The organism is Massilia sp. TWR1-2-2 (genome assembly GCF_049897565.1).
Classification (GTDB): domain Bacteria; phylum Pseudomonadota; class Gammaproteobacteria; order Burkholderiales; family Burkholderiaceae_D; genus JAFCUW01.
The window spans coordinates 206,216-232,636 of the sequence record NZ_JAFCWM010000001.1 but is presented as its reverse complement, the minus strand read 5'-3'; the positions used below and the strand labels follow the sequence as shown (position 1 = coordinate 232,636).

At 64.5% G+C, this 26,421-nt stretch carries 30 protein-coding genes and 1 pseudogene; 11 read left to right on the top strand and 20 right to left on the bottom strand.

Annotation, left to right across the window (positions count from 1 at the left end; translation table 11 throughout):
- The first annotated feature begins 170 nt into the window (after positions 1-170).
- From ACP7DD_RS01245 to ACP7DD_RS01235, 3 genes are read left to right on the top strand one after another with little or no spacing between them, the layout of a single operon-like run.
- A complete protein-coding gene (locus ACP7DD_RS01245) occupies positions 171-2,111 on the top strand; it encodes a diguanylate cyclase domain-containing protein (RefSeq protein WP_426172864.1) in 1,941 nt (646 codons plus the stop codon).
- A gap of 43 nt (positions 2,112-2,154) precedes the next feature.
- On the top strand, positions 2,155-2,802 hold the full coding sequence (locus ACP7DD_RS01240) for a histidine kinase dimerization/phospho-acceptor domain-containing protein (protein WP_426172863.1): 648 nt from the start codon (positions 2,155-2,157) through the stop codon (positions 2,800-2,802).
- Positions 2,739-2,939 carry a hypothetical protein gene (locus ACP7DD_RS01235; protein WP_426172862.1) on the top strand — a complete coding sequence of 67 codons (201 nt, stop codon included), beginning with the start codon at positions 2,739-2,741 and terminating at the stop codon, positions 2,937-2,939. Before ACP7DD_RS01240 ends, ACP7DD_RS01235 begins: the two co-directional genes overlap by 64 nt.
- Here ACP7DD_RS01235 and ACP7DD_RS01230 read toward each other — a convergent pair.
- From ACP7DD_RS01230 to ACP7DD_RS01195, 8 genes are all read right to left on the bottom strand, one after another.
- Positions 2,875-4,314 carry a sensor histidine kinase gene (locus ACP7DD_RS01230; RefSeq protein ID WP_426172861.1) on the bottom strand — a complete coding sequence of 480 codons (1,440 nt, stop codon included), beginning with the start codon at positions 4,312-4,314 and terminating at the stop codon, positions 2,875-2,877. The genes ACP7DD_RS01235 and ACP7DD_RS01230 overlap by 65 nt on opposite strands.
- Positions 4,290-4,952 (bottom strand): response regulator, encoded by a 663-nt coding sequence (locus ACP7DD_RS01225; RefSeq protein ID WP_426172860.1) that lies wholly within the window; start codon positions 4,950-4,952, stop codon positions 4,290-4,292. Before ACP7DD_RS01225 ends, ACP7DD_RS01230 begins: the two co-directional genes overlap by 25 nt.
- Positions 4,949-6,190: a YbdK family carboxylate-amine ligase gene (locus ACP7DD_RS01220; protein WP_426172859.1), complete on the bottom strand. Its 1,242-nt coding sequence runs from the start codon at positions 6,188-6,190 to the stop codon at positions 4,949-4,951. Before ACP7DD_RS01220 ends, ACP7DD_RS01225 begins: the two co-directional genes overlap by 4 nt.
- The gene (locus ACP7DD_RS01215) at positions 6,183-7,397 is read right to left on the bottom strand and encodes a cation:proton antiporter (RefSeq protein WP_426172858.1); all 1,215 of its coding nucleotides are present in this window, start codon (positions 7,395-7,397) and stop codon (positions 6,183-6,185) included. Before ACP7DD_RS01215 ends, ACP7DD_RS01220 begins: the two co-directional genes overlap by 8 nt.
- Positions 7,390-8,469, bottom strand: coding sequence for a hypothetical protein (locus tag ACP7DD_RS01210; RefSeq protein WP_426172857.1), 1,080 nt, complete (start codon positions 8,467-8,469; stop codon positions 7,390-7,392). The genes ACP7DD_RS01215 and ACP7DD_RS01210 overlap by 8 nt, the downstream gene beginning before the upstream one ends.
- A 98-nt stretch (positions 8,470-8,567) precedes the next feature.
- Positions 8,568-8,780, bottom strand: coding sequence for a hypothetical protein (locus ACP7DD_RS01205; protein WP_426172856.1), 213 nt, complete (start codon positions 8,778-8,780; stop codon positions 8,568-8,570).
- A gap of 36 nt (positions 8,781-8,816) precedes the next feature.
- On the bottom strand, positions 8,817-8,987 hold the full coding sequence (locus tag ACP7DD_RS01200) for a hypothetical protein (RefSeq protein ID WP_426172855.1): 171 nt from the start codon (positions 8,985-8,987) through the stop codon (positions 8,817-8,819).
- Positions 8,988-8,995: 8 nt separating this feature from the next.
- Entirely contained in the window at positions 8,996-9,145 is a 150-nt protein-coding gene (locus tag ACP7DD_RS01195) for a hypothetical protein (RefSeq protein WP_426172854.1), read from the bottom strand.
- A gap of 134 nt (positions 9,146-9,279) precedes the next feature.
- On the opposite strand from ACP7DD_RS01195, the gene ACP7DD_RS01190 reads away from it, so the two are divergent.
- Positions 9,280-10,095: a TlpA family protein disulfide reductase gene (locus tag ACP7DD_RS01190; protein WP_426172853.1), complete on the top strand. Its 816-nt coding sequence runs from the start codon at positions 9,280-9,282 to the stop codon at positions 10,093-10,095.
- Positions 10,096-10,205: 110 nt separating this feature from the next.
- On the opposite strand, the gene ACP7DD_RS01185 is transcribed toward ACP7DD_RS01190, so the two are convergent.
- A complete protein-coding gene (locus ACP7DD_RS01185) occupies positions 10,206-10,331 on the bottom strand; it encodes a hypothetical protein (protein WP_426172852.1) in 126 nt (41 codons plus the stop codon).
- A 43-nt stretch (positions 10,332-10,374) separates the two neighbouring features.
- Here ACP7DD_RS01185 and ACP7DD_RS01180 point away from each other — a divergent pair.
- The 5 genes and pseudogenes from ACP7DD_RS01180 to ACP7DD_RS01160 form a co-directional block, all read left to right on the top strand.
- Positions 10,375-10,485: pseudogene (locus ACP7DD_RS01180) on the top strand (LysR family transcriptional regulator); the annotation flags it as partial.
- An 84-nt stretch (positions 10,486-10,569) separates the two neighbouring features.
- Entirely contained in the window at positions 10,570-10,980 is a 411-nt protein-coding gene (locus tag ACP7DD_RS01175; protein WP_426172851.1) for a nuclear transport factor 2 family protein, read from the top strand.
- Positions 10,981-11,236: 256 nt separating this feature from the next.
- The gene (locus tag ACP7DD_RS01170; RefSeq protein WP_426172850.1) at positions 11,237-11,530 is read left to right on the top strand and encodes a hypothetical protein; all 294 of its coding nucleotides are present in this window, start codon (positions 11,237-11,239) and stop codon (positions 11,528-11,530) included.
- A 26-nt stretch (positions 11,531-11,556) separates the two neighbouring features.
- Positions 11,557-11,958, top strand: a complete 402-nt coding sequence (locus ACP7DD_RS01165; protein ID WP_426172849.1) for a sensor histidine kinase — start codon at positions 11,557-11,559, stop codon at positions 11,956-11,958.
- The gene (locus ACP7DD_RS01160; RefSeq protein ID WP_426172848.1) at positions 11,936-12,574 is read left to right on the top strand and encodes a hybrid sensor histidine kinase/response regulator; all 639 of its coding nucleotides are present in this window, start codon (positions 11,936-11,938) and stop codon (positions 12,572-12,574) included. Before ACP7DD_RS01165 ends, ACP7DD_RS01160 begins: the two co-directional genes overlap by 23 nt.
- Positions 12,575-12,610: 36 nt before the next feature.
- Here the strand turns inward: ACP7DD_RS01160 and ACP7DD_RS01155 are convergent, their stop codons facing one another.
- From ACP7DD_RS01155 to ACP7DD_RS01145, 3 genes are all read right to left on the bottom strand, one after another.
- Positions 12,611-13,942 (bottom strand): GAF domain-containing sensor histidine kinase, encoded by a 1,332-nt coding sequence (locus tag ACP7DD_RS01155; RefSeq protein ID WP_426172847.1) that lies wholly within the window; start codon positions 13,940-13,942, stop codon positions 12,611-12,613.
- Between the two features lie 18 nt (positions 13,943-13,960).
- Complete coding sequence (locus tag ACP7DD_RS01150; protein WP_426172846.1) at positions 13,961-14,095, bottom strand: hypothetical protein; 135 nt, start codon at positions 14,093-14,095, stop codon at positions 13,961-13,963.
- Positions 14,096-14,651: 556 nt separating this feature from the next.
- A complete protein-coding gene (locus tag ACP7DD_RS01145; protein ID WP_426172845.1) occupies positions 14,652-14,789 on the bottom strand; it encodes a hypothetical protein in 138 nt (45 codons plus the stop codon).
- Between the two features lie 434 nt (positions 14,790-15,223).
- On the opposite strand from ACP7DD_RS01145, the gene ACP7DD_RS01140 reads away from it, so the two are divergent.
- Both ACP7DD_RS01140 and ACP7DD_RS01135 read left to right on the top strand, forming a co-directional pair.
- The gene (locus ACP7DD_RS01140; protein WP_426172844.1) at positions 15,224-16,369 is read left to right on the top strand and encodes a branched-chain amino acid ABC transporter substrate-binding protein; all 1,146 of its coding nucleotides are present in this window, start codon (positions 15,224-15,226) and stop codon (positions 16,367-16,369) included.
- Positions 16,370-16,575: 206 nt separating this feature from the next.
- Positions 16,576-17,049, top strand: a complete 474-nt coding sequence (locus tag ACP7DD_RS01135; RefSeq protein WP_426172843.1) for a DsbA family protein — start codon at positions 16,576-16,578, stop codon at positions 17,047-17,049.
- 133 nt (positions 17,050-17,182) lie between these two features.
- Here the strand turns inward: ACP7DD_RS01135 and ACP7DD_RS01130 are convergent, their stop codons facing one another.
- The 8 genes from ACP7DD_RS01130 to boxC all read right to left on the bottom strand — a co-directional run bounded on the left by ACP7DD_RS01130 (position 17,183) and on the right by boxC (position 26,310).
- Entirely contained in the window at positions 17,183-18,274 is a 1,092-nt protein-coding gene (locus ACP7DD_RS01130) for a porin (protein ID WP_426172842.1), read from the bottom strand.
- Positions 18,275-18,353: 79 nt separating this feature from the next.
- Positions 18,354-18,791, bottom strand: coding sequence for a MaoC family dehydratase (locus ACP7DD_RS01125; protein ID WP_426172841.1), 438 nt, complete (start codon positions 18,789-18,791; stop codon positions 18,354-18,356).
- Positions 18,788-19,597 (bottom strand): enoyl-CoA hydratase/isomerase family protein, encoded by an 810-nt coding sequence (locus ACP7DD_RS01120; protein ID WP_426172840.1) that lies wholly within the window; start codon positions 19,595-19,597, stop codon positions 18,788-18,790. Before ACP7DD_RS01120 ends, ACP7DD_RS01125 begins: the two co-directional genes overlap by 4 nt.
- Entirely contained in the window at positions 19,594-21,069 is a 1,476-nt protein-coding gene (locus ACP7DD_RS01115) for a 3-hydroxyacyl-CoA dehydrogenase (protein WP_426172999.1), read from the bottom strand. Before ACP7DD_RS01115 ends, ACP7DD_RS01120 begins: the two co-directional genes overlap by 4 nt.
- A gap of 20 nt (positions 21,070-21,089) precedes the next feature.
- Positions 21,090-21,890, bottom strand: a complete 801-nt coding sequence (locus ACP7DD_RS01110) for an enoyl-CoA hydratase-related protein (protein WP_426172839.1) — start codon at positions 21,888-21,890, stop codon at positions 21,090-21,092.
- Positions 21,891-21,895: 5 nt separating this feature from the next.
- Positions 21,896-23,131 (bottom strand): benzoyl-CoA 2,3-epoxidase subunit BoxA, encoded by a 1,236-nt coding sequence (gene boxA, locus ACP7DD_RS01105; RefSeq protein ID WP_426172838.1) that lies wholly within the window; start codon positions 23,129-23,131, stop codon positions 21,896-21,898.
- Positions 23,132-23,200: 69 nt separating this feature from the next.
- Positions 23,201-24,628, bottom strand: a complete 1,428-nt coding sequence (gene boxB / locus ACP7DD_RS01100) for a benzoyl-CoA 2,3-epoxidase subunit BoxB (RefSeq protein ID WP_426172837.1) — start codon at positions 24,626-24,628, stop codon at positions 23,201-23,203.
- A 26-nt stretch (positions 24,629-24,654) separates the two neighbouring features.
- Positions 24,655-26,310 carry a 2,3-epoxybenzoyl-CoA dihydrolase gene (boxC, locus tag ACP7DD_RS01095; RefSeq protein WP_426172836.1) on the bottom strand — a complete coding sequence of 552 codons (1,656 nt, stop codon included), beginning with the start codon at positions 26,308-26,310 and terminating at the stop codon, positions 24,655-24,657.
- Between the last annotated feature and the right edge of the window lie 111 nt (positions 26,311-26,421).

Sequence of the window (26,421 nt, the reverse complement as noted above, 5' to 3'; positions counted from 1 at the left end):
TGCGCTTTTATTGCCAGAAATGAGATAAAACTGTACCTATGGCAAGTGCCGCGCTACCATGGATACCCAGCCAACTTCCCGCTGCCGAAAACTCATCCTGCCCATCGGGCCAAACACCGGATGCTTTTTTGCGTGCCTCGTCCAGAGGCACCTCAACTCTACGGTGCTTGATGGACAACAAATTATCTAATGAACATTACCGATTGCGCTCGTTGCGCGGCCTGGCCATTCTGGACACCCCCGCGGAACACCGCTTCGATCAGTTCACCCTGCTTGCCACCGCAGCATTCGGCGTGCCCATCGCGCTCGTCTCGCTGATTGACAGCGACCGGCAGTGGTTCAAGTCGCGCGTTGGCCTGGGGGCCGGCGAAACGGACCGCTCGGTCTCGTTCTGCAGCCATGCCATCGAGTCCGAGGAAACCCTGGTTGTGGCAGATGCGCGACAAGATGCGCGATTTTCCGCCAACGCACTGGTGCTCGGGGAGCCGCATATCCGCTTCTATGCCGGCCAGCCGATCCGTTCGCATGACGGCTTTGCCGTCGGCACCCTGTGCATCATCGATACCAGGCCGCGCAACTTGACCGATGAGCAATTGTCGATGTTGCGGTCGTTGGCCAAACTGGTCGAGCATGAACTCAATCACGACGCCGTCATGCTCGCGCGAGGCAATGCCGAAAGCGCCCTGCATGCGCTCAACGCGTCGCTCGACAATCGCGTACGCGAACGCACGCTGGCGCTGCAGGAAAAGAACGACGCGCTGAACCGCGAAATTCGCCAGCGCACTGAAGTCGAGACGAGCCTGCGCCGCAGCGAAGAATTGCTCGACGCCGTACTCGACACGGTCGACATGGGCGTGATCGCGTGCGACGCCGACGGCAACCTGACGTTCTTCAATCGTGCTGCCAGCGAATTTCATGGCCAGCTGCCAAGCCAGCTCGATGCCAGCGACTGGGCCGACCACTACGACCTGTACGAAGCAGACGGCAAAACGCGCCTCGCGCCTGCCGGCATTCCGCTGCTGCGCGCGCTCGCCGGCGACACCGTCAAGGATGTCCGCATGGTGATCGCGCCGCGCGGCATGAAGCGGCGCACCGTGCTCGCCAGCGGCCGGCGCATGCAGAGCTGCGCCGGCGAGCGCCTGGGCGCCGTGGTGGCCTTGAAAGACATCAGCGACCTCGATGAATGGCAGCACAAGCTGCACAGCAGCGAGCAGATGCTGCGCACCATAACCGATAATGTGCCGGTCCTTATCTCCTACCTCGATGTGGAATTTCGGTTCCAGTTCGCCAATGCGGTCTACAAGGAGTGGCTGGGACAGCGCAACGCCGACATGATCGGCAATACGATCGAAGCCGTATTCGGCACCGCCTTTTACGAGGAACAAAAGCCCAGCCTGATGCAGGCGCTGGCCGGCCATATGACCAATTTCGAAGCGAAGGTGCAGCGCAAAGGCCACGAGCGCATCTTGAATACCACGTACATTCCGCACCACCGCGACGGTGAGGTGGTCGGCATCTACGTGCTGGCAACCGATTCGACCGCGTCGCGCGAACACGAACGGCAGCTGCTGGCATTGGCGAACGCCGATGCGCTGACCGGCCTGCCGAACCGCCGCGTGTACGAATTCCACCTGCAGAAAGCGCTGGCGCTGTCGCGCCGCCAGGGCACCCGGCTCGGCCTGATGTACCTGGACCTCGACAATTTCAAGAAAATTAACGATACCCATGGCCACGGCGCCGGCGATGCGGTGCTGATCGAGTTCGGCAAGCGCGTCAAGTCCGCGTTGCGCGAATCGGACATCCTGGCGCGTCTGGCCGGCGATGAATTTACCGTGGTGCTTGAAGGCGTCGGCACGGTCGAAGATTGCGAAGCGGTTGCGCGAAAAATCCTCGACGTGCTGCAAAAACCTTTTTCGGTGAACGGAAAAGCGATCCAGGTATCGGTCAGCATTGGCGTGGCGCTCGGCGCCGATGCAACGGCCGATTCGCTTGCGCACGAAGCCGATGCGGCGCTGTACACATCCAAGCGCCACGGCAAGAGCCAGTTTTGCGTCATCGCGCTGGCATCGAGAGCGGGACCATGGCGCGAAACGCGCGCGGTAGCACAGTAACGATCGGCGTATCCCTGACGACCACTCGAATGACGACTGAACGATGAGCGTTACCCGTCCCCCCGCCATGACCCCGGAGATCAGGTTCCGCGAAGTGTTCGACCAGGCGCCGATCAGCATGCAGTTGCTGGCCGCCGACGGCCGTACGCTGCAAGTAAACAAGGCCTGGGAGACGATGTGGCAAGGCTCGCTGGGCGACGCCCTGAATGAGTATGTGCTCCATGGCGGCTACAACGTGCTGACCGACCCGCAGCTGCAGGCCAAGGGCATCACTGCCTACCTGCTGCGCGCCTTCGCCGGCGAAGCGGTCGGCTGGATGGCGGTGCCGTTGAAGGCCCAGGACGGCAGCAACATCGGCATCGTGCAGGCGTGCGACAAGGGCGAGGGCGACTTCACCGCCGAAGGCCAGGCCATCATGAAGCAGCTCGCATCGATCGCCGCCAGCGGCTTCGAAAACGCGCGCCTGTACGAAACGCTGCAGGAACAGCAACGGCGCAAGGATGAATTTTTGGCGATGCTCGCCCACGAACTGCGCAATCCGCTCGCGCCGATCCGCGCGGCAGCCGACCTGCTGGCCATCGCCAACCTGGGCGACGAGCGGATTCGCAAGACATCGGTTTGCCGGACATGGATGGCAACGATCTGGCCAGGCGATTGCGCCAGCACCCGGAAACCGCCGGCGATCTGCTGATTGCAGCAACCGGCTACGGCGGCGCGCAGGACCGGGAAAATACGCTGGCTGCCGGCTTCGATCACCACCTGGTCAAGCCGATCGATTCGTCGGCACTGGTCGATTTTCTGGTGCCGCTGCGTCGGGCCGGTCCCTAGTTGATGCCACCGGTTGCGGCGAACCGTCAGGCGCCGTCCCGAACGTCACCAGTACCCGCAGTCCGCTCCGCGGCGCACGCGCGTCCGACAGCTCGATGGTCGCGGCCATGCTGTCGGCGACGGTACGGGTAATCGCCAGCCCCAGGCCGGAACCGATCTCGCCGTTTCCCAGCACCCGGTAAAACGAATCGAACACGCGCTCGCGTTCTTCCGGCGCGATGCCGGGACCGGTGTCGTCCACCTGCAGCATCACCATGCCTGGCTTGCCGTGCACCGTAATATCGACCCGGCCGCCCGGCGGCGTGTAGCGGATTGCATTATCCAGCAGATTTTTGACCAGCACCTTCAGGTCGATGCCGCGGGCATCGACTTCGCCGTCGGCGTCGCCGATGACGCCGACGTCGACGTTTTTCGCTTCCGCGATCGGCACCAGGTCCTCGAGCACGTCGCGGATAGTGTGCTGCAGCGATATTTTGGTGGCCATATCCGAGCGCGACTCCTGCGCCCTGGCCAGCGCCAGCATCTGGTCGAGCAGGAGGCGGGTGCGCTGCAGCCCGGCGCTTAGCGCCTGCAGCCGCGTGCGCGCTTCGTGCGGCATGTTCGCCGCGCCCAGGCGCTCGGCCTGCAACGACATCGCCGTCAACGGCGAACGCAATTCGTGGGCCGCATCGGCGATGAACCTGCGCTGCGAGGACAGCGCGCGCCCCATCCTCACCAGCAGCGCATTGATCGCGACGACGAACGGCCACACTTCCGACGGCAGGCCGGCGTGGTCGAGCGGCCCCAGGTCGGCCTCGGTGCGGCGCCCCAGTTCATCGGCCAGCGCCTTGAACGGCTTGAACATCTGGCGCAGCAGCACCCCGACCAGCAGCACCAGCACCGGCACCAGCATCAGGATCGGCGTCAAGGTGCGCAGCGCGCTGGCGCTGGCGGCGGCATCGCGCACCGAAGTCTGCTGGCCCACCGCCACGCGCACGCCCTTGGCGTTGGTCTTGACGAACACCCGCCAGCGCTCCTTGCCGACGAAGACCGTCTGCAGGCCGTCGCCCAGCTGGTTGGAAAACACCGGCGGGCGCGGCGGCGGCGCGGCCAGCAGTCCGGGCCCGGTCTGCAGGAAGCGGACGACGACGCGGGCATCGAAATCGACGTCACCGGCGCGCTCGCGCGCCAATGGCGACGCCGGCACCGCGTCGAGTCGGCTGATCAGGTAGCCCGTTTGCAGCAACTGGTTGTCCTGCATCCTGTTCGCTTCGGCGGTGGCCGACACGAACGAGATCACGCCGGCGGCGGCGGCGATGATCACGATCGCCAGTGTCAGCCACAGCGACAGCTTGAGCTTGAGCGACGCGGCTAGCGGCCTTTCGAAACCATCCATCCCACGCCCCTGACATTCTTGATGATCTCGGCGCCCAGTTTCCTGCGCAATGCATGGATCAGGAACTCGACGGCGTTGCTCTCGACTTCCTCGTTCCAGCCGTACAGGCGATTTTCCAGTTCCGCGCGCGACAGGATGGCGCCCGGGCGCAGCAGCAGCGACTGCAACAGCGAGAATTCGCGCGCGGTCAGCCGCACTTCGGCGCCATCGACGCTGGCGACGTGGGTGGCAGGATCGAGGCTGACTACCCCGTTCGACAGCTTCGGCCCGACCGCGCTTTCCTTGCGCCGCGTCAGCGCGCGCATTCGCGCCAGCAGCTCGCTCATCGCGAACGGCTTGACCAGGTAGTCATCGGCGCCGCCGTCGAGGCCAGCGACACGGTCTTCCGTCGCGTCGCGCGCCGTCAGCACCAGGATCGGCACATCGTTCTCGGCCAGGCGGATGGCGCGCAGCACATCCATGCCGTCCATCTTCGGCAGTCCCAGGTCGAGCAGGATCAGCGAGTACGTCAGCGCGGCGATGCTGTTCAAGGCCGCCTGGCCGTCGCACACCCAGTCGGCCGCATAGCTGGCGTCGCGCAGCTCCTGCTGCAGCACGCTGCCGATCATCGGATCGTCTTCCACCACCAGCACTCTCATGGCGGCACTCCCGCGGCCAATGGCTCGTGGCTGCGCCGGGTGCTGGCAAAGGGCTGCTCGAACAGTTCGCTGGCCACGCGCGACAGGTCGTTCATGCCGGAACCGGCATCCATGTGCGAGCGCAGCCAGCGCGCCTGGCCGCCGCCGCGCATCAGGTCTTCGATCATCCGGCACGCCTCGAAAAAACCGGGATCGGTCGTGCGCCCGGCGAGCCGCTCCAGGTCTTGCATGACGACCTGCCCGACCGGCAGCGCCACGCCGGTGCAGGGATTGATCCAGTTCGCCGCGACGCCCTCCTTGGCCGCGTTGAAGCGGTTCCACGCATACAGCTCGCGCGAATCGTCGCGCGGCCAGCGCCCTTCGTTGTCGGCCACTTCCACGCACAGCTCGCGCGCGTAGCAGGCCAGCGCGGCGGCGTGGGCCGGTTGCAGCGGCGTGTCGAGCACGCGCAGTTCGACCGTGCCGTATTCCGGCTTGGGCCGCACGTCCCAATAAAAATCCTTGATGCTGTTGACGATGCCGTGCGCGGCCAGCCGCTCGAAGTGCTGGTCGAAATCGTGCCAGCTGCGGATGTGCGACGGCATCGTGCCGCTCATCGGGAAGGCGCCGACCACATTGCTGCGCGCGCTGCAAAAGCCGGAATCCTCGCCTTGCCAGCACGGCGAATTGGCCGACAGCGCGATGAACAGCGGCGCGCGCTGCGTGAGCCAGGCGCAGGTGCGGATCGCTTCGTCGGCGTTGGGGATGCCGATGTGCACGTGCATGCCGAACACCGTAAACATCTTGGCCAGGTAGCCGTACTTCTTGGCCGATTCGCGGTAGCGCTCCTTCGGATAAATGCGCTGTTCATTCCACTTCTGGAACGGGTGGGCGCCGCCGCCCGAAATGGCCGCGCCGACCTGGAATGCGGCGCGCTGCACGCTGGCGCGGATTTCCTCGATCTCGGCGGCGGCGCCGTCGTAGCCGTTCAGGATCGACGTCGCCACCTCCAGCATCGACGTAGTGATCTCGGGCGTTGCAACCCATTTCTTGGTTTGCTGGTCGAGCAGGCGCAGGATGTCGGGTGCGGCCGGCATCAGGTCGTACGTCAGCCGGTCGAGCACCATCAATTCCAGTTCGATGCCCATCGTACCCAGTTGCGACGCCATGAACGGCGGCAGGAAGGCCGGTCCCTGGCCGGCCACCGCCAGCGCCTGGGCGGCGTCGAAACGTTCCTGTTCGAGGGTGGCTTCAGCCATGCTTGTCTCCTTCGTGTGTCTCGCCGGCAAGCTTTAGCCCCCACCAGGTGAGACCGGGCCCTACCAACACATTTAGCGCCAGCAGCGCGGCCATGATGCTCGCCGCGCTCTCGCTCATGTACGACGCGCCGGTCATCGAATTGTCCACCACCAGCGAGCCGAAGCCGACCAGCGAACAGAGCGACAGCGCGATCGCATGCTTCTTGTCGCCGCTCCAGGCGCCGCTCGGCAGCAAGGCCAGGCGGGTCAGGCCGATGCGCGAGGCGAACACCAAGATTGCCGCCAGCAACGGCACCCATTCGAACAGCTGCTGGATCTGCACCAGCGCCGCCGACATCATGAACAGCAGCGCGTAGCCGATGTCCTGCGCCGTCTTGACCTGGGCCTGGAAGACGTTTTCACGCGTCTCGACGTTTCGCAGCAGCAATCCCATCAACAGCAGCGACAACAGCGCGCTCGACGAGCTCACCGAGCACAGGCCGAGGTCCATCATCAGCGCAGCGAGCAGGATTCCGGGGCGCAGGCCTGCTTGCGCTTTTGAAATACGGGTGGCCAGTGCATACAGACCATAGCAGAAGACGGCAATGCCTGCGCCGAGCGCGAGCTTGCTGGCCTGGCGCAACAGCTCGCCGGAGAAACCGAGTTCGGCGTTGATACTGTGGCTGCGCATCCACGCCAGCGATCCCGACAGGGCCAGCAAGGCGATCAGGTTGCTGATGCCAACCGTGTTGGCGGCGGCGTAGGTGGCCACGCCGCTGGCGTTCGAGTCCGACACCATCGACGTGAAGACGACCGGGTTGACCGCGATCAGGATGGCGGCGATGAAGGCCGCTTCGCCCCAGCCGAGGCCGAACGCGACCAGCAGCGCGCACGCGCCCAGGCCGCGCAGCACGCAGCCGAGCACCAGCACCCCGCCCTGGCGAGCGCTGCGCCACAGCCATGCCAGGTCCATCTTGCGGCCCACTTCAAACAGCACCAGCGCGGAGGCGGCGTTGAACAGTTCCTGGAACTGCGTCAGCAGCGCGGCATCGACGATGCCCAGGCCGCTCACGCCGAGGATCAGACCGGCGATCACCGCGCCATACAGCCTGGGCCAGCCGCGCGCCTGCATCAGCACGCCGAACACCTGCGACAGCAGCAGGCCGGCGCCGACCACCGCCAGCGGCGACAGCATCCACAACGGCATGGCGCCGAAGTCGTCATTCATGCCGGGCTGCCCAGCGCGACGCCAGTGCCATCAGTTCGCGCTGCATCGCCTGTTCGGCGCGCGCGACGGCCGGCGCATCCGGTGCGGCTGGCAGCGCGGCGGTGAGGCGCAGCCGCACCAGCGGACCGTCGCCCCTGGTCGGAATCCACAGCTGCCCCTTGAGCGTGGCCTGCTCGGTCCAGATCGCGTAGAACTTGGCGCCGCCGCGCTCGTTCGGCGGCGCCGGCACCAGGCTGAAATTGGTCAGCCAGACAGCTTTCGGATAGCGCCGCGCCAGTTGCAGCTGCATCGCGGCGCGCTGTTCGAGGCGGCTGTCGTCGCTCGAATACGGCAGTTGCATGATTTGCTGGCCAAGCCCTACTTCGTCGACGGCCAGACAGAGCCCGTCGCGCTGCCACTTCCAGCCGTGCTCGCCGATTTCGCCGGCGCGCATGCCCAGGTTCGCTTCCAGCACGCCGCTCAGCATGCGCGCCTGCGGCGCTCCCTGGGCGGCCTCGACGGGCGCACGCAGCTCGGCGGCGCGCTCGGCCAGCAATTTCCAGCGGCCCTCCTGCCAGGCCCGGGTGGCGGCGCGCGGCGACGGATTCCAGCGCCATTCGGTGGCGCTCCACTCGCCGCTTGGCAGGCGCCGCATAACCACGATGCGCTTTTCCGCGCCGCGTTCGTCGATGAGGCTCTGGATTGCCCACGTTGTGCGCCAGCCTGCCGGCGCGGCGGTGGCCGGCGCGGCGCCGCGCGCCCAGGCCCACCACTGCGCCTGCGCGCTGCCACATGCGCCCGGTTTGGCGTCGCCCGGTCCGCTCCAGCGCCGCATCCGCAGCCGGTTTTGCCAGGCGCACTCATCGGCTACCGCGGCCCAGCCGGTTGGCGGCACGCCGATGGCCGGCTGCGCCGCACAGGTCCATGGCCGTTGCCGGGCCAGCGCCTTGAAGTCTGCCGTGAAGTCAACGGCGGCCGGCAGCGCTCGCGGTCGCGGTCGCGCCGCGCTGGCCGGCGAAGCGGCCGTCCACACGAGCGCGGACAGCACGCTGAACGCTACTGCTGTTTTGCCGGAAATAAAGATTTGAAACAATGTGCAGCCCTTTTTGCTGATTGAAGGCGCGCGGCAATCTGGCTTGCCGGCTCAGCAATAATAAAGGGCGACACTTAGCGAATACTTAGTACGGCGGCTCAGGACAGGATATCGAACAGCGACATCGCCTTGTTCGCGCCATCGGTGCCGAACGGCGAGTTGCCGCCGCTCGCCGCCTGGAAATACTGCTGCACCAAGATGCTGGCCTGGCGCTGGATTGCCTCGGTCATCTGGGCTTTTTTGGCGGCCAGCTTGTCGACCGATCCCTGCGCGGCGACGGCCTGGTTAGCCAGCCTGCCGCCGTTCGCCATGTGCTCCGACACGCGCGCCGACAGCTGCTGCGCCAGTCACGTGCCGGGCGCGCTGAACAGCTGCGCGACCTTGTCCGGCGTCGCCGCGATCGCCGCGTTCAGCGTCGCCACGTTGAGCGTCAAGCCATCATTGGTGCGCGTGATGCCCATCTGCGCCAGCGCCTTGGCGTCGGCGCCATCAATGACCTGGCCGGCCTCGGCATGCACGCGCGCGATCAGCGGGTCAGCGACAGCAGCGCCGCCTTGGCCGCCGCATACGCCGACACCCGGGCCGACGTCTCGAGCGCGTGCACGCTCCAGACGTCGACGATCGCTACTCGGTGTTGCGCGGCGCGCTGGTGCAGGCGCGAACGATGCCGGCGCACGGCGCGCTGCCGCCCGGCGTGGCGTAATCGGCCTCCATCGTCACCGGCACCTGCAGGCACACGCTCTACGCGCATTGCGCCCTAAGAATGCGGCGACTGGTTCAGGTCTTCCAGCCCCGCGTTAAAATGCCGCCATGAATACTTTCAACATCGGACCAGTCAGCATTCTTGGTGCTCACCTGATGCTCTTGCTCAGCCTTTTGCCAGCCGCTGCCGTGGGGATGGTTGCCGGACGGCGCGCCAACGTGAAGGTCCTCCCCGTTCTGGCGGACATGCTGCTCGCTGGCCTCGTTGCCGGCCGCCTGGTCTTCGTCACCATCTGGTTCGAGCAGTACAGCAAGGCGCCGTTGACGATGCTCGACATCCGCGACGGCGGCTTCCACGTGCCGGCCGCCCTCGGCGCGGCGCTGGCATTCGGTACATGGCGCGCGATGCGGCAGCGGGCCCTGCTCCAGCCGCTGATTGCAAGCATCCTGGCGGGCACGCTTGCATGGTTCATGTCGGGAGGCCCCGCGATGACCCAGGTGCAAGCAGGTAAGTCGGTGCCGGATGTAGCCCTCGCCGCACTCGATGGCGGCGCTGTGCGGCTGCCGGAACTGGTGCGCGGACAGCCTGCCGTCGTCAACTTGTGGGCCAGCTGGTGTCCACCATGCATCCGCGAAATGCCGGTGCTTGCGGCAGCACAGCGCCGGGATGGCGGCGTCCACTACGCCTTTGCCAACCAGGGCGAATCGGCCGACACGGTGCAAAGCTTCCTGCGCGCTCGGGGTTTGAAGATGGAAAACGTCTTGATCGACCGGCAATCGGCCACGTCGCGCGCGGTCGGTTCGGCGGGCATGCCAACGACATTGTTCTTCGATGCGCGAGGCCAGCTGGTCGATGCGCATCTTGGCCCGCTGTCGGAAGCCTCGCTCGAGCAAAAGCTGGCAAAAATTCGGGCTCGTCCCTGAATTCTCGGCCGAAAACATGAATGGTGCAACCTCAGGTGTCTGCCTGACGGATTCCACTTAGACATGAATGTTGCCAGATTTTGCTCGAACCCGCTGACAGCGCCACCGCCTTATCGGTCGCCTTCCTGGCTCGCAAGGCCCGCTGACCTGTTCATGACCTCATCCGACAACACCAGCTCTGCCGCCTTGATGCTTTCGCGAAGGTGAGCGCTGGAAGACGTGCCTGGGATGAGCAAGACGTCGGGCGAGCTGCGCAGGAGCCAGGTGATCGCGACCTGCGTGCTGGCCGCCGGCTGCGACGCCGGAATCCGCTACGAGGAGCGGCTCGAACAAGATATGGTGGCGCTGCCGATCGGGCCGCGTGTGCAGCGCATGGCCACGGGTTTCGCAGGCCCTTGCCAGTGTGTATGCACAAAGTTGACCGGCATACTTTGAGTGCCGTATAGTCAATTTTTCCATCTGCCGGAGTTCCCCATGAAACTGCTTGCTGCGCATTTGCGTGTTGCCGTCGTTGCCTTGTCGCTGTCGGTCGCCGGCGGGGGCGCGTTCGCGCGTGACGATACCGCCGCCGTGACCGGCCTGACAGGCAAGTTTCTTGAAGCGCAGCGCAGTTTCGACCTGCCGACCCTACGCGCGTTGACTGCGGAGAACTACGTCGAGATTTCGCCCGTCGGCGAGCTCGACGACCGCGCCAAAATGCTGGGCTTCTACGCGCCGGAGAAAAAGACGCAGGCACCACCGTTGACGATCGAAAACGAGCTGACGCGGGTGTTCGGCGACGTAGCGATCCAGACCGTCAAGCTCACCTATACGATGACCGTTGCCGGCGAAACGCGCAAGATGTCGCTGCGCGCGACGTTGGTGGCGCACAACAGCGCCGGCTAATGGAAAATGGTATTGGCCCAGTACACCGGCATTCGCCCGCCGCCGCCGCCGCGCAATTGACCTCTCGCAGGATCACACGCCGGCGATCCCAGCCGCGCGTTGATCGGCTGCATCGATGCTGAATCGTCACGTTTCGCCCACCGGCCGCGAATAGGTAGTATCGTGTTTGCTTCCTGTGTGCAGCAAACTAGCTGGCGTACGTGTCGATTCCCCCCGCGGGATGGCAGGGCGTAATCAATTCCTGAAAGACTACGCCATGCCGAGCGACCTCGATCCGCTGTTTGAAGCCGGCGCCCCGCCGTCGCCGCCGTCGCCTTCCGACCAGCAACACGCTCGCGATGAGCTTGAACTGGTGTCCTTGCGCGCCACCGTGGTCCGCTTGCTCGAGGAGATTCGCGTCGGATCGGGACAGGCGCCCATCGACGTCGCCGCGGCTCGTCGCAAGACGCCGGTCGACACGGCCCATGGAACGAGCGCAGCGGCACCCCGATCACGCCGGCGCGGCCGACACCTTGCCGCAGGCCGAGTTCCTGTCCATGCTGGCGCATGAATTGCGCAATCCATTGCAATCGATGGATGGCGAATCAGCTGTTGTCAGGCACGCAAGTGAGCGCCGGCGCTGCCCAGGCGCACACCGTGCTGGACCGGCAGATCGGCCACATGTCGCGCCTGCTCGACGACCTGCTCGACGCCTCGCGCGCCGCCAGCGGCAAGATCGTCCTGAAACTCGCACCGGTTCGCCTGCGCGATGTCATCAATTCGGCGCTCGAGACCAGCCATCCCTCCGTCCATTCGCGCCAACAGCAGCTTCGGGTCAACTTGCCGGAAGAGGTCACGGTGTCGGGCGACTTGATCAGGCTGGCGCAGGTGTTTGCCAATTTGGTCATCAATGCAAGCCAGTTCTCCGACACGGGCGCTCGCATTGCCATGCGTCGCCAAGTGCGACGGGGACGCGGTGGAAATCACTGTCCGCGATGACGGCGCCGGCATACCGGCCGAGCTGCAGCCGTTTATTTTCGATATGTTCACGCAAGGACACCGGACGCTCGAGCGTGCGCCGGGCGGGCTCGGCATCGGGCTGTCGCTCGTTCGTACCATTGTGCGCCTGCATGGCGGGACCTCGGCCGTGACCAGCGCCGGCGACGGCGCCGGGAGCAGTTTCCGGATCACGCTGCCAGTCGCTCCCGTGCCTCCTGCAGCGGTGCCGGTCCCGATTGAAGGCGGGGCGGCGTGCCGAAAAATCCTCATCATCGAAGACAACGTCGACGCCAACGAACTGATGGCGATGCTGCTTGCAATGGCAGGGCACCAGGTCACCAGCAGCTTCGATGGCGTCGATGGCCTGCCGGTAGCGCTCGCGGGCCAGTTCGATATCATCCTGTGCGATCTTGGCCTGCCAGGCTTGACCGGGCTGGAAGTCGTCGCCGCGCTGAAGGCGGCCCGCCCTGATGATGCGCCGTTTGCCGTCGCCACCACCGGCTACAGCGATCGCCCCCAGCGCGATCTGGCCCGCGCCGCCGGGTTCGACCACTATCTGGTCAAGCCGCTCGATATGCCAGCCCTGTACAGGGTGCTAGCCGAGTGCGCCGCCTGATCCGTGGTGACGGCAGGCATGCCGGGCCACGCCGTATCAGGCGACCGACAGCGGCAGTGACACACTGAATACCACCCTGCCTTGCGCATAGGAATATGTCAGCCTGCCGCCATGTTCGGACACGATGCGTTCAGTAATGTACAAGCCCAGGCCCATGCCGCCGCGATTGCGGGCATTGTGCAGCGAGGCGGCCTTGAAAGGCTTGTAAAGGCTGCTCACCGTGGCCGGGTTCAGCGCCTCGGCGAGGTTGCTGACCGAAAAAATCACGTTGCGCTCCCCGACCTTCAGGGAAATGTCGATCGATCCGGTGCGCAGTCCGTGGCTGCGCGCGTTGCTCAACAGCTTGGTTGCAACCTGCGCCAGGCGGTCGGCGTCGCCGTCGACCATCGCGCAGCTGTCCCCTGCCACCTTGTAGACCACCTCGGGATAGCCAATGCTCGCTTCGCCAACCACATCGCCGACGACAATTGCCAGATCTAGCCGCTGCATCTGCGAACCGAGCCCGATACCGGTCTCGATCTTGCTGACGTCGAGGACCTGGCTGATGAGCCGGCTCATGCGATTGCTCGAATTCTGGATGCGCAGTCCCATCGGCGCCGCCGCGCCGCCGTTTTGCAACAGCGTGGCGGCCATTTGAATCGCATGCAGCGGCTCGCGCAGGTCATGTCCCAGCATCGCCATCAGTTGCGAGCGCGCCAGGTCGGTTTCGTTCTGGCGCGCAATGCTGGCCCGGTGCAGTTCTTCCTGCATTTGCCGGGCAATCAGCAGATGGGTCGGCGACCAGCTCTCGGCGCGTCCACGTACCGTTTCGAGCCACTCGTCAAACGAGCCGCGCGGTGTCAGGCGAGCTCCCATCGGCCCCACCTTGACGATCTTCTCGGGCTTGCCGGCCCAGCGGATCGACGCGACCTGTTCGGGTCGCATCGCAATCATCCACCCATCGGTCGGCGGATCGAAACACATGGCCAGCATGCCGGGCCACGCCTGGACGTGGCCGCGCGCCGCCTCCGGCCAGTCGTCTGCCCGCAAGCGCTGCAGCAGCACGTCGCCGGCGCCAGGATCGGCGCGCACGATCACCGCCGCGGTGGCCGCATCGAGCTCGCCATGCACGACGTGACGGCCGGACTGGATGACGATCAATGCCGGGCAATCGAGGGAAGCGCAAATGGCCGCCGCGCGCGAGGCGATTTCGCGCAGTCCATCCTCGCCAATCAACAACGCTTGCATCAGGTCGGTGCGCATGTCGGCCGCGCGGGCGATCGTTTCGGCACGCCGCTGGGCCTCCAGCGTCTGCACCGTCGCCGCCAGCTCCTGGGCGATGACATCGGCCGTCATGCGGATGGCGTAAGGAACGCGGCGCGGACTCATGTGGTGACAGGCGATCAATCACCACAGGCGGCCATCGACGATGACGGACACGCTCATCGAAGCGCCGACACCCATGTTGCGCAGGTATTCGATGTGTACCGGCGAGACGCTGCGCAGCACGCAATGGCTCATGTCGACCGGGGGGGCGGCCACTGCGCCCCAGCACGGGCACCGGCATTGCGCTCACGTCGGGAATCAGCCGCAAGCTGTTCAACACGTACAGGCGCCGCGCCTGCTCGGGAATGTCGCCGGCCGGATAGCGCATGCCGAGCAACGGCGCCAGCCTGTCGCAGCGCGATTCGGCAATCACGTCGCCACTGCCATCCGGTCCGAAGCGGTAGCCCATCACGCGGTCGAAACCGGTGATGCCCCTGACCTGATCGGTCGCCATTTGCAACAGCGACCGCACGGTCGTCTGGCGCTTGAGCCTGTCGAGCGCGCTGTGCGCTTTCAACGCAAAGATGCCGACGGTTTGCAGCGACACGTCACGCAGCTCGAACTCGACGATGACTCGCCCGCAATGGGTGTGCGCGACGCAATCGAACTCGTGTCCGCCCAGTTCTACTGCCAGCACCAGCGGTATCGCGTCGCCGGCCGACAGCGCGATGCATTCTTCGACCATCTGGCGAACCGGTGGCGGAAGCCCCACCGATCCCAGCGGCAGGCCATTGCTCACCTCCAGCAGCAGCAGCGCGGCCGCATTGGCGCTTCAGGCTTCGAGCATGGCGAAGGCGTCAAACACGAGCATGGCGCCGTGGCGCTGCACCGTGCCCGGCACATGGATCGGTTCGTCCGCACAGTTCGCCAGGCTCAGCACGGGTGCGTCGAGGGTCGTCTCCGTGCTCATGCGAGTGCCCCAGCACATGGAACGCGCGCTGTCACTGGCCGATGCCGATTCCCTAGATTTCTCACTGAAACTTTCGTTGTCTGTTACAGGGTATCTACCAGCGCACGACACCGGTCGCGCCAGTGGTGGCTTCAAATAGTAAATTGTGCTGGCAGGCGCGGGGAAAGAGCGACAGCGACGACAGGAATGCGGGAAAATCAAGGGGCAGCTGCGTTCAGCAGCAGACCAGTCGATCTTCGCACAATCCCACGGGCAGTCATCTTATCCAGATGATAGCTATTTCTTATGATCAACGTAATGTCGAACTGTCCTTCAAAAAGACTGAGGATATATCATTCTATTGAATTGTCTGCGCACCACGCCGGCCCTATAATTGGCCCTACCGCCACCGGTCGCCACACTCGAAATCAGGCCTGAAGCGTGGAACCCGCCATATGCGCCAACTGAGCAATGTAATCCTCCTCGCGGTCGCTCTCCCCTTTTCCGGCAGCGCCGGCGCTGCCGACGAAATCGTCAAGATCGGTAGCGCTTCCGCCGTTTCCGGGCCGAGTGCGCATGCCGGCAAGGACACCGAAAACGGCGCGCGAATGGCGGTAGACGACCTGAATGCCAAGGCCTTCACGATCGGTGGCAAGACGGTCCGCTGGGTACTGATCGCTGAAGATGATGGCGGCGATCCCAAGCAAGGCACCGCGGTCGCGCAGAAACTGGTCGATGCAAAGGTCGCGGGCGTCGTGGGTCACCTACAATCGGGGACCAGCGTTCCTGCGTCGAAGATTTATCACAGCGCGGGGATTCCGCAGATCACCCCGGCGGCGACGACTCCGCTGTACACGCATCAGGGCTTCAAATCGGCCTTCCGGCTGGTCGCCAACGACAACAAGGTTGGAAATGCTTTGGGTCGGTACGCGGTCATGCACCTGAAAGCGAAGCGCATCGCGGTGATTGACGACCGCACCGCATTTGGCCAGGGCTTGGCCGACGAGTTCGCCAAAGCGGTAAAAACAGCGCCGGGCGGGGCAACGATCGTGACGCGCCAGTTCACCAACGACAAGGCGACTGATTTCAACGCCATCCTTACACAAGTAAAGAGCAAGAACGTCGACCTCGTTTTCTTTGGCGGCATGGATGCCGTCGGCGGGCCGATGCTCAAACAAATGAAGGCGCTGGGCCTGGACGTCAGGTTCGTCGCCGGCGACGGTGTCTGCTCGGAAAAGCTTCCCCAGCTGGCCGGCGACGCCCTGGCCAATGACAAGGTGACGTGCGCAGTGGCCGGCGGCGTCAGCGGCGCGCAGGAAAAACTGCTGGCCGATTTCGTCGAACGCTATAAAAAGAGGTTCAACCTGGACGTGCAGACATATGCCCCGTACGCTTACGACGCGGTAATGGTGCTGGCAACGGCAATGCAAAACGCTGGATCATCGGACCCGGCAAAGTACGTTCCCGAGATCGCGAGGATCAAGTATCAGGGCGTGACAGGGACGATCATGTTCGACCAGTACGGCGACCTGAGCAATGCCGCGCTTACCCTGTATACCTATCGCAACGGCAAGAAAACCAAGCTCGAAGTTCTGCGATAGGCGTCGGTCCAGCGAACCCGCCAGAACGGCTTTGCAGGCCGTATTGCCGTGTTATTAATCAGCCACTCGGGTCGGCACCTCAGTATGCTGGCTGGACTTGGTGGAGGACCCGTACACCGACAGCTTGCCGTTGCGCAGCCATGCGGGCGTGTTGCGCCGGGCAGCGGGCGCCGACAGCATCGAGGCCGTGGCGCTGTTGATCGGTCATGAAAATCATGGGTTCAAAATTGTTGATGGAGATCCCCTTAAAGACCGACTACATCCGGACCGAGGCCGCACGGTACTGCCGAAAGCACAACGTGACGCTCGCGCGCTCGCTTGATGCAGCCCCTATCAACCCGTTGCCCGCGGCACGCGCATTCAACTGGATTGCGCACACATCACCCGAAGCGGCACAGGCGTTTGCCAGCAATGCGCTGCGCGCGTATTGGGAGTCGAACCATCAACTCGACCAGCCCGAAGAGCTCATTGCAGCCGGCCGCGCCGTTCAGGTGCCGGAACTGCTGTTGCAGGAAGCGCTCGGCGATCCGCGCATCAGCGCCAGCCTGCGCGCAAGCGTCGATGACGCGATCGCGAAGGGAGTCTTCGGGTCGCCATTCATCATGGTCGACGGCGAGCCGTTTTTCGGGGTCGACAAGCTAAAGCTGGTCGATGAATGGCTTGCCACCGGCGGCTGGTAAGTAGCGATACCTTCGCAAAATTTGAGCGAAGCTGCGTCACAAAAAAAATAGCCCACGGGACGGCGGGCTATTTCCTACTTCTCGGGCGCTGCGGACGGGGCAGGCCCCGCCGGACTACCGCCATGTTCGTATCTCAGAAGCTATGCTTCAAGCCCGCCACGATGCCATTCTGACTCAAGCCAGCTCCCACCGTGCCGCCCGCATCGAGCGCCACTGCCGACAACCCCTTATTGCGTACACGACCGATCGAGGTGTAGACAGCGGTGCGTTTCGACAAGGCATAGGTGGCGCGGGCCGCGACCATCGTCACATCCGAACTGCTGTTTTTCTGGTCCCGGCGAATCACCTCGGCATCTACGGTGATCTGCGGCGACACCGGGTGGCTCACGCCGAGATAATACATGTCCGACTCACTCAGTGCGGTGACAGCGCGCGTCTTGCGGCCGATGATGCCGCCGCCGACCTTGGTCGCTCCCAGCATGACATAGCCGTTCGCCGTGATGCGCTTGTCGTCGTTGTCGCTCGACGTCAGTCCGCCGGCTGCACCTGTATTGCCGTTCAGGACGTCATACGTCACGTTGACGCCGAAGCCCTTGCCGTCGTAGCCAAGCAGGCCTGTCACCTGGCGGCAGGCCTTCGAGTTGCCTGGCACTTCGCCGGCGCAGTTGGTGGCCCCTGGGCCGCCCGCAGCCGAGGCGTCACGCCCAAAGCTATACGTCGCACCGATCGTTACACCCGAAAATACGCCCAGATAGCCAATGGCGTTGTCGGTGCGCGCGTTCGGCAGATAGCCGTCGACGCTTCCGGTACCAAAAATGTTCGGTCCAAGTACGTCGGACTTCACGCCGGACAGAAACGTCATATTGTTCTGGCGACCCAGCGTGATCGTGCCGAACGCGCCTTTCAGTCCGACGTTGGCCTGGCGTCCGAACAGGCGTCCGCCCTGCCCGATCGTTCCGGTATCGGGTCCGAAACCATTTTCCAGGACGAAAAAGGCCTGCAGGCCATTGCCGAGATCTTCAGTGCCGCGAAAGCCCAGACGCGACGGGAAGGAGCCCGACAGAGAAGGCATCTTCGTCATCGAACTGCCCGCTGCGTTGACGTTCGTGGTGTACACGAGGCCCGTGTCCACCAGCCCGTAGATGTTGACCGCGCTCTGCGCCATGGCGCCCGATGCGCACAGCGCAGCGCCGATAGCGACTGCCGTGATGACCTGTTTTTTCATTTTTATTGTCTCCTTAGTTATGGTGTTTCATACTTCCTGGGGTGGTAATTATGTAGGGCTGGCGGCTGGCCCGCGCCGGTCACGCCGCCAGTTTGAACAGGCTGGTAGCTTCCAGTTCGAGCACGGTGACGTCGTTTTGATTTACCAGGCGCCAGGTCCATCGGATCACGCCCAGCCAGGGCTTGGATGTCGACACCTTCGACTCGAGCACGTCGACGTGCAACGTCAGCAAGTCGTTCGGCCTGACGGGATGCGGCCACTTCACGTAAGCGAGGCCCGGCGACGCGTATGATTCAGATCCTTCGAGGATAGTGGTCGCCACCAACTGCATGGCGATGGAACAGGTGTGAAAGCCGCTCGCGATCAGGCCATTCCACACGCCAGACTCCGCTCGCATCGGATCGGTGTGGAACCACTGGTTATCGAACTTGCGGGCGAATTCGATGATCTCCGCAGCCAACACGCACGCTGGACCAGCCTCGATGTGCCGGCCGCGATGCAGGTCCTCGAATTTCATGACTGCGGCACCCCGAACAACGGCGCCCGCTTCTCCTTCAGCGCGGCGAGGCCTTCGCGGGCATCGGCTTCGGCAAAGCCCATGAACTCGGCATTGAGCGACGCTTCGAACGCCGGCCAGGCCGCCTGCAGCCACAGGTTCAGGGAACGCTTGGTATGGGCCAGCGCGCCCGGACTGCCGGCCGCCAGGCGCCGCGCGATGGCGAGCGCCTCCGGCCCCACCTGCTGCGCATCGACGGCCACGCTCACGAGGCCGATGCGTTCAGCCTCTTCACCGCTGACCGTCTCGCACAGCAGCAGGTAGTACTTGGCCTTGGCCATCCCGCACAGCAGAGGCCATATCAGCGCCGCGTGGTCGCCGGCGGCCACGCCCAGCTTGGTGTGCCCGTCGATCAGCTTGGCGCCCTTGGCGACGATCGAAATATCCGCCAGCAGTGCCACCGCCAGGCCGGCGCCGACGGCTGCGCCGTTGATCGCCGCGACGATCGGTTTGCCGCAGTCGACCATGCCTCGAACCAGCTCACGCGCTTCGGCCATGATGCGCGTCCGGACAGGTTGGCTGCCCAGCATGTTCTCCACCATCGCCATGTCGCCGCCGGCGCAAAAGCCCTTGCCCTCGCTTTCCACCAATATCACCTTGACGTCCGGATGCTCGTCGAGGCGGCGCCAGATGCCGGCCAGGGCCCGGTGGCCATCCATGTCGAGCACCGGCATCCCACCGGCGGGCTGGAACACCACGTGGGCGACGCCGCCGGCGTCGAGGTCGACGCGGAAAGCCGTCGTCTCGACCAAAATCTGTTCCATCATTCCGCGATCCTTTCAGTCCAATACCGTTGGCGCAGCAGCGGGCTGACCCGATATCGTTCGCCACGATAAGCTGAGTCGAGGTTATCGAGCAGTGCCACGGTGGCATCGGCGCCGACCAGTGCCAGCCACTCGAAAGGCCCCATCGGATAGTTGGTCCCGAGCCGCATCGCCTGATCGACGCTGTCTTGGTCGCACACGCCCTGCCATACTGCATCGGATGCTTCGTTGATCAGCATCGCTACGGTGCGCGCGACCAGCAGGCCGGCAACGTCGCGCAGGATCCGCGGTTGCCAGCCGCATGCAGCCAGTGCTGCGCCGGCGCGTGACTGCGCGCCGGCGTCAACGCCAGGTGCGAAGGCGATCGCCAGTGCGCCAGCATTGGATCCTAATGGCCAGTCAATCACGCCCAGCGCAGTTTGACGTCGCTGCGCCGCAACTTGTGCCGCGCAGCGCCCGTCCGTCAGGTGCATCTGAATGCCGTCGATCAGCAAGCCGTTCCAGTCGCTGCCGGCCACGCGGTCGAAGCCGATGGAGCGTTCGGCTAAAACTCGCGCAAGCTGCTGCGCCATCGAACTGTCGCCATGCACTTCGAGCACCGATGGCGGCGCGGCGGCCACCGCTGCACTGCCCGCTGCAGCACCTTCATAGAACCCCTTGCCCGCCTTGCGGCCCAGGCGCCCGCCGTCCACCAGCGCCTTCTGCACCACTGACGGCTGGAAGCGCCGGTCACCGTAGGTTGCGTTGAACACCGACTGAGTGACGGCGTAGTTGATGTCGTGTCCGATCAGGTCCATCAGCTCGCACGGCCCCATGCGGAAGCCCGCCCCACGGGCGCAGTCGTCCAGCTGCGCCGGCGTACCAGCCTGCTCGAGCAGCAACTGCAGCGCCTCGGCATAGAACGGACGCGCAATACGGTTGACGATGAAGCCAGGCGTCGACTTTGCGTGCACCGGCGTTTTCCCCCAGCGCAGAGCCAGTTCGAAGATGTCGGCGGCGACATCGGCCGACGTCTCCGCGCCCGACACCACTTCGACCAGCTTCATTTGCGGCACAGGGTTAAAGAAATGCATGCCGACGACGCGCTCCGGATTGCGCATGCCCTGGGCGATCGCAGTCACTGAGATCGTCGAGGTATTCGACGCCAGCACAGCGTCGCTCGCGACGTGGCCTTCCAGCTCGCGCAGCAACCCCTGTTTTGCGGCCAGATCCTCGACGATCACCTCGATCACGATCGACGCCGCGGCGAGCTCGCCCAGGGCATTCACAGCGACGATACGCGCAATCAGCGCGTCGGAGGCGTGCGCTTCGATCTTCCCCTTTTCAACCAGCCTGGATAGCGCGGCGGCGATTTGCGCGCGCGCCGCCGCGGCCGCGCCGGGCCGGGCGTCGAGCAGGCGCACCGGGTGACCTGCCGCCGCCGCAACCTGCGCAATGCCGGCGCCCATGGTGCCGGCGCCTACTACGCCGACCATCCGCTCGCCTGCGGGCCGGTTCACGCGCGCACCCATGCGGCCGGGCGTTTTCCGAGGAATGCCGCGAAACCTTCACGCGCCTCGTCGGTGCAGCGCACGCGCGCAATCGTGCTGGCGCTGCGTTCGCGCACCGCTTCGATGACCGGGCCGACCTTGAGCTGACCGAACCACTGTTTTACTTCGGCGAGCGCCTGCGGACCGTTGGCCAGCAAACAGGCGATCACGCGGTCGACCGTGGCGTCCAGCTGATCGGCTTCGGCCAGTTCATGCACAAGACCGATTTCAGCGGCCCGTGTTGCGTCGATCAGTTCCGCGGTCAACGCCAGGCGCAACGCATGGCGCTTGCCGACGGCATTGGTCAGGTATGGGCCAATCACCGCCGGCAGGATGCCGAACTTCGCTTCGCTGACCGCGAACTTCGCCCGCGGCGATGCGATAACGATATCGCAGGCGCAGCAAAGGCCGACGCCGCCGCCGAACGCGGCGCCATCGACCAGTGCGACCACTGGCTTAAGACAGGCCTGCAGCACATGCATCATGTAGGCGAACCGGCGCGCGTCTTCCAGGTTCGCATGCTCGCTCTGGGTGCTGGCGCGCTCCATCCAGCGCAGGTCGGCGCCGGCGCTGAATGCCTTGCCGGCAGCAGCGAGGACGACGACGCGCGTTAACGGCGCCGTGGCAAGCTGCTCGAAGACGGCCGTCAGCTCGGCGATCATGGTTTCGTCGAACGCGTTCATTACGTCCGGGCGATTGAGGGTGACGCGTGTCACTCCACGCGGATCGGTGTCCACCGCCAGCGTTTGATAGCTTGTCGTTTGCATGAGGCTTAGTAAGTCTCCACGTGGAAGCGGCCTTCCTGGACCATGCGCGCATGCAGCGCCGGCCAGTCGATACCGACGTTGCGGCAGCTTTCGCCGAGCGCTTCGAGCACGCCTGTTTCCATGCCCTTCAGGCCGCAGATATAAATGTAGGTATCACCCTGGAGTACCTCGGTGACAGCCGACTGCGCTTCACGGATCTTGTCCTGCACGTAGGTACGCGGCTGGCCTTCGACGCGCGAGAACGCCAGGTGAATGTCGATGAACGCGGCCGGCAGCTTGAGAAGCGGTCCGAAATACGGCAGCTCCTCGGGCCGGCGCGCGCCGAAGAATAGCATCAGCTTGCCCCCGGCCGATTGGCCCTTCGCCAGCAACCGGCGGCGGTGCTCGGTCATCGCGCGCATCGGCGCCGAGCCGGTACCGGTGCAGATCATGATGATGTTCGAGCCGGCCTGATTCGGCATCAGGAAGTTGTTGCCGAACGGTCCCGTCACCTGGACCTGGGCGCCCTTCGGCAAGTCGCACAGGTAGTTCGACGCGACGCCCAGCGATGGCGCGCCGGAATGGTCGGTGACGACCCGTTTGACGGTCAGCGCCAGGTTGTTGTAGCCGTCGCGCTCTCCCTCGCGCGGACTGGCGACCGAATACATGCGCAGGTAATGCGGCTTGCCATTGGCATCGAGACCAGGCGGGATGATGCCGATCGACTGCCCCTCGAGCAGCGCAAAGAAGTGGGTACCGAAATCGAGCACGATATGGTGGATGTCGCTCTCGGTTTCCTGCGCCGTCAGGCGGTAATTGCCGGCCACGGTCGCAAGCACCGGCGTCTTGATCGAATACAGGTTCAGGTAGGGATGCGCGGCCGACCACGGAGCCCTGGTCGACGAGGCCGACTCGCCAGCGTTGACCTGGTAGCCGGCCTGCGTCTGTGGCGCGGGCGGCGCCAGGCTGGCGTCCGGTTCGGGCAGGCCTTGCTGCGCCGGCAGTTCGTCCCACGTCAGCTGCTCGGCCATCGAGTAGGCGTTGCTCGCCTCGACCGTGCGCCAGTGATCGATCGACCCGGTCGGACACGGCGAAATGCAGGCGTTGCAGGAGTTGCAGATCGAAGCGTCGACGACGTAATTGCGGTCATCGTGGGTGATGGCGTCGATCGGGCAGATCTCTTCACAGGTATTGCAGCGAATGCAGACCTCGGGATCGATCAGGTGTTGCCGTATCAGGACGACAGGGTGTGCAGCGTTCATGTCAAAACCATCCCAAAAGTCGTGCGGGCGGAACCGGCCCGCCGGAAGCTGCGGCGGGCCGGTCGCGCCTTAGTTGAAGCGAACGTATTCGAAGTCCGGCGCCTGGCGGTTGATGCCCACCGGCGGCGGCGCGATCCAGCCGGCCATCTTGCCCGGCTCGGTGACACGGCCCATCAGCGAGGCGACATAAGCGCGGTCGTCTTCGCTCGGCAGCCAGCGGCACGAGTTGGACGCCCATTCGGCTTCCGACAACACGCGCCCTTCGGGCGAGATCTTGAAGTCGGAGAAGCTGCCGATGTGGCGGTTGAACGCCTTGTGCGGCGTGGTCAGACGAAACGCCAGTCCGGCCTTTTCGATCACCTTGTTCCAGCGCGCCACGCCGGCCACCGAATCGCGGATGTAATCGTCGCGCAGCACTTCGTTGAGCGAATTTAGCATCGGCATTTCGCGCTCGACCAGGCGGTCGCCCGAGACTTCGAGAATGCGGTACTGCTGGTTCTTCAGCAGATGGTCGTCGTCGCGCTTCATCTCTTCGTAGCGGCCTTTGAGGCCGGCCGTGTAGAACGCGGCGGCATTCGACGACTGGTCGGCGCCGAACAGGTCGATCGTCACGCTGAAGTGAAAGTTCAGGTAGCGCTGGATGGTCGGCAGGTCGATGACGCCCTTGCTGCGCAGCTGCTCCGGATCTTCGATATTGAACTCGCGCATGACGGCGCACGTGCGGTTGACGATGCGCGAAATGCCCGATTCGCCGACGAACATGTGGTGCGCCTCTTCAGTGAGCATGAAGCGGCAGGTGCGCGCCAGCGGATCGAAGCCCGATTCGGCCAGCGCGTTCAGCTGAAACTTGCCATCGCGGTCGGTGAAGTAGGTGAACATGTAGAAGGCCAGCCAGTCCGGGGTCTCTTCGTTGAATGCCTCGAGGATGCGCGGCTTGTCCTGGTCGCCCGAGTTACGCTGCAACAGCGCCTCGGCTTCCTCGCGTCCGTCGCGGCCGAAGTACTTGTGCAGCAGGTAGACCATCGCCCACAAATGGCGGCCTTCTTCGACGTTAATCTGGAACAGGTTGCGCAGGTCGTAGTTCGACGGTGCTGTCAGGCCCAGGTGGCGCTGCTGCTCGACCGACGCCGGCTCGGTGTCGCCCTGCGTGACGATCATGCGGCGAAGGTTGGCGCGGTGCTCGCCCGGCACTTCCTGCCAGGCGTCGGAACCTTTGCTTTCACCAAAATTGACCTTGCGGCCCTGCTCCTGCTGGGCCAGGAAAATGCCCCAGCGGTAGTCCGGCATCTTGACGTGGCCGAAATTGGCCCAGCCTTCCGGCGTGACGTTGATCGCAGTGCGCAGGTAGACGTCGTGGTTGCTGGAGTTGTCGGGCCCCATGTCGCCCCACCACTTCAGATAGTTCGGCTGCCACTGCTCGAGCGCGCGCTGCAAGGTCTTGTCTTCGGACAGGTTGACATTGTTCGGGATGATTTCGCTGTAGTTAATTGAGCTCACAATAATTCCTTTGAAAGATGGGGCGCTTACACGCGGTTCATGTCGAATTGGGCCTTGTTGCCGCTGCCGTAGACCTTCAGTGCGCCGAACTCGCCGACGGCGTTCGGGCGGATGAAGATCCAGTTCTGCCACGCGGTGAGGCGGCCGAAGATGCGGGTGTCCATGTTTTCCTTGCCGTTGAAGCGCAGGTTCGCTTCCAGTCCGGTCAGCGCATCGGGCGACATGCTGGCGCGCTCCTCGAGTGCCAGGCGCGTCTCGTCGGCCCAGTCCAGGTCATCCGGATCGGCGGTGATCAGGCCCAGCGCCAGCGCCTGTGCGGCGTCGAGCGGCTGGCCGATGGTGGCGCGCACCGCGCCGAGCTGCGCTTCATCTTCGTAGAAGCGGCGGGCGATGCGCGATTGCGCGGTCACCATCGGCAGCGTGCCGAAGTTGAGCGGCGATACGGTGATTTTCGGCGCCCGGTCAGGCGCGCCCGGCAGCGCCAGCATGTAGATGCGGTCGGCGCTGAGGGAGATCTCGAACAGCGAGCCCGCCGTGCACGACTCTTCGTCGATCAGCGCGAACAGCGAGCGCGACGACACATCGAGGCGCGCCAGCGTGCGCCGCAGCAAGCCGATGCTCTCGCGCACCAACCAGTGCGACTGGTGCGCCTCGAGCGTGGCGTCGGACGCCAGCACGGCGGCGGCGTCACCGCGCGTCTTGAGGATCCAGGTGCCGATATCGAGTTCATTGGTGCGCATGTGGAGGATGGCGTCGTCGAGTTCACGCGCCATCTGCAGCGGCCACCAGTTCACGCCGGCACCTTCGATGCCGGCGATGTCTGTCGGCTGCGGCTTTGACGGCGCGCGCACGGTCAGCGTCGCATTGCGGTTGGCGCGGTCGATGGCGACGCTGACGAATTCATAGTCCAGCGTGTCGGCGCCCACTTCCTTGCGCAGCGCGGTCAGCGTGACGCCCTTGCCGTCGGCCGGACGGTCGCTGCCGGCGGCAAGCGCCAGCGCGCGTTCGCGCACCACCTGCTGGAACTGGGCCGGCTTGGCCACTTCATCGACCAGGCGCCAATCTTTGGCCTTCTGGCCGCGCACCCCTTCCGATGTGGTGCAGAAGATATCGGCCAGGTCGTGGCGCACCTTGCGCTTGTCGGTCAGGCGCGTCAGGCCGCCAGTGCCCGGCAGCACGCCCAGCAGCGGCACTTCCGGCAAACTGACCGACGATGAGCGGTCGTCGACCAGGATGATTTCGTCGCAGGCGGCAGCGAGCTCGTAGCCGCCGCCGGCGCAGGCGCCGTTGACGGCGGCGACAAATTTGAGGCCGGAGTGCCGGCTGGAATCTTCGAGGCCGTTGCGCGTCTCGTTGGTGAATTTGCAGAAATTGACTTTCCACGCGTGGGTCGATTTTCCCAGCATGAAGATGTTGGCGCCGGAGCAGAAAATCCGGTCGCGGCTGCTGGCCATGACGACGGTGCGCACTTCAGGGTGCTCGAAGCGGATCCGCTGCACCGCATCGTGCAGTTCGATGTCGACGCCAAGATCGTACGAATTGAGCTTGAGCTTGTATCCTTCCTTGATGCCGCCATCCTCATTGACGTTCATCGTCAGCGTGGCGATTGCGCCTTCGCAGGATAGCGTCCAGTGCTTGTATCGCTCGGGAGCCGTTTCGTAATTGATATGCGTAGTGTTCATGACGCTCCTTCGTGGTGGGCTGGTACGGCCAGACTACAAGCAATATGCTGCATCTCAGGCGGGTTGAATGAACTATATTGCAGTTAAATCGACGCGTCAAGAAAAAAAGTG

Excerpts from the sequence above, each read along its gene's own strand:
- ACP7DD_RS01155 (WP_426172847.1), bottom strand. The coding sequence starts at position 13,942 with ATGAGTCCGCGCCGCGTTCCTTACGCCATCCGCATGACGGCCGATGTC.
- ACP7DD_RS01115 (WP_426172999.1), bottom strand. The coding sequence starts at position 21,069 with ATGGTCGGCGTAGTAGGCGCCGGCACCATGGGCGCCGGCATTGCGCAG.
- ACP7DD_RS01235 (WP_426172862.1), top strand. The coding sequence starts at position 2,739 with ATGGATGGCAACGATCTGGCCAGGCGATTGCGCCAGCACCCGGAAACC.
- ACP7DD_RS01205 (WP_426172856.1), bottom strand. The coding sequence starts at position 8,780 with ATGGCGAACGGCGGCAGGCTGGCTAACCAGGCCGTCGCCGCGCAGGGA.
- ACP7DD_RS01190 (WP_426172853.1), top strand. The coding sequence starts at position 9,280 with ATGAATACTTTCAACATCGGACCAGTCAGCATTCTTGGTGCTCACCTG.
- ACP7DD_RS01175 (WP_426172851.1), top strand. The coding sequence starts at position 10,570 with ATGAAACTGCTTGCTGCGCATTTGCGTGTTGCCGTCGTTGCCTTGTCG.
- ACP7DD_RS01130 (WP_426172842.1), bottom strand. The coding sequence starts at position 18,274 with ATGAAAAAACAGGTCATCACGGCAGTCGCTATCGGCGCTGCGCTGTGC.
- ACP7DD_RS01230 (WP_426172861.1), bottom strand. The coding sequence starts at position 4,314 with ATGGATGGTTTCGAAAGGCCGCTAGCCGCGTCGCTCAAGCTCAAGCTG.
- ACP7DD_RS01145 (WP_426172845.1), bottom strand. The coding sequence starts at position 14,789 with ATGAGCACGGAGACGACCCTCGACGCACCCGTGCTGAGCCTGGCGAAC.
- ACP7DD_RS01245 (WP_426172864.1), top strand. The coding sequence starts at position 171 with ATGGACAACAAATTATCTAATGAACATTACCGATTGCGCTCGTTGCGC.
- ACP7DD_RS01225 (WP_426172860.1), bottom strand. The coding sequence starts at position 4,952 with ATGAGAGTGCTGGTGGTGGAAGACGATCCGATGATCGGCAGCGTGCTG.
- boxA (WP_426172838.1), bottom strand. The coding sequence starts at position 23,131 with ATGAACGCTGCACACCCTGTCGTCCTGATACGGCAACACCTGATCGAT.
- ACP7DD_RS01240 (WP_426172863.1), top strand. The coding sequence starts at position 2,155 with ATGAGCGTTACCCGTCCCCCCGCCATGACCCCGGAGATCAGGTTCCGC.
- ACP7DD_RS01110 (WP_426172839.1), bottom strand. The coding sequence starts at position 21,890 with ATGCAAACGACAAGCTATCAAACGCTGGCGGTGGACACCGATCCGCGT.
- ACP7DD_RS01140 (WP_426172844.1), top strand. The coding sequence starts at position 15,224 with ATGCGCCAACTGAGCAATGTAATCCTCCTCGCGGTCGCTCTCCCCTTT.
- ACP7DD_RS01135 (WP_426172843.1), top strand. The coding sequence starts at position 16,576 with ATGAAAATCATGGGTTCAAAATTGTTGATGGAGATCCCCTTAAAGACC.
- ACP7DD_RS01120 (WP_426172840.1), bottom strand. The coding sequence starts at position 19,597 with ATGATGGAACAGATTTTGGTCGAGACGACGGCTTTCCGCGTCGACCTC.
- ACP7DD_RS01220 (WP_426172859.1), bottom strand. The coding sequence starts at position 6,190 with ATGGCTGAAGCCACCCTCGAACAGGAACGTTTCGACGCCGCCCAGGCG.
- ACP7DD_RS01215 (WP_426172858.1), bottom strand. The coding sequence starts at position 7,397 with ATGAATGACGACTTCGGCGCCATGCCGTTGTGGATGCTGTCGCCGCTG.
- ACP7DD_RS01170 (WP_426172850.1), top strand. The coding sequence starts at position 11,237 with ATGCCGAGCGACCTCGATCCGCTGTTTGAAGCCGGCGCCCCGCCGTCG.
- ACP7DD_RS01165 (WP_426172849.1), top strand. The coding sequence starts at position 11,557 with ATGGCGAATCAGCTGTTGTCAGGCACGCAAGTGAGCGCCGGCGCTGCC.
- boxC (WP_426172836.1), bottom strand. The coding sequence starts at position 26,310 with ATGAACACTACGCATATCAATTACGAAACGGCTCCCGAGCGATACAAG.
- ACP7DD_RS01125 (WP_426172841.1), bottom strand. The coding sequence starts at position 18,791 with ATGAAATTCGAGGACCTGCATCGCGGCCGGCACATCGAGGCTGGTCCA.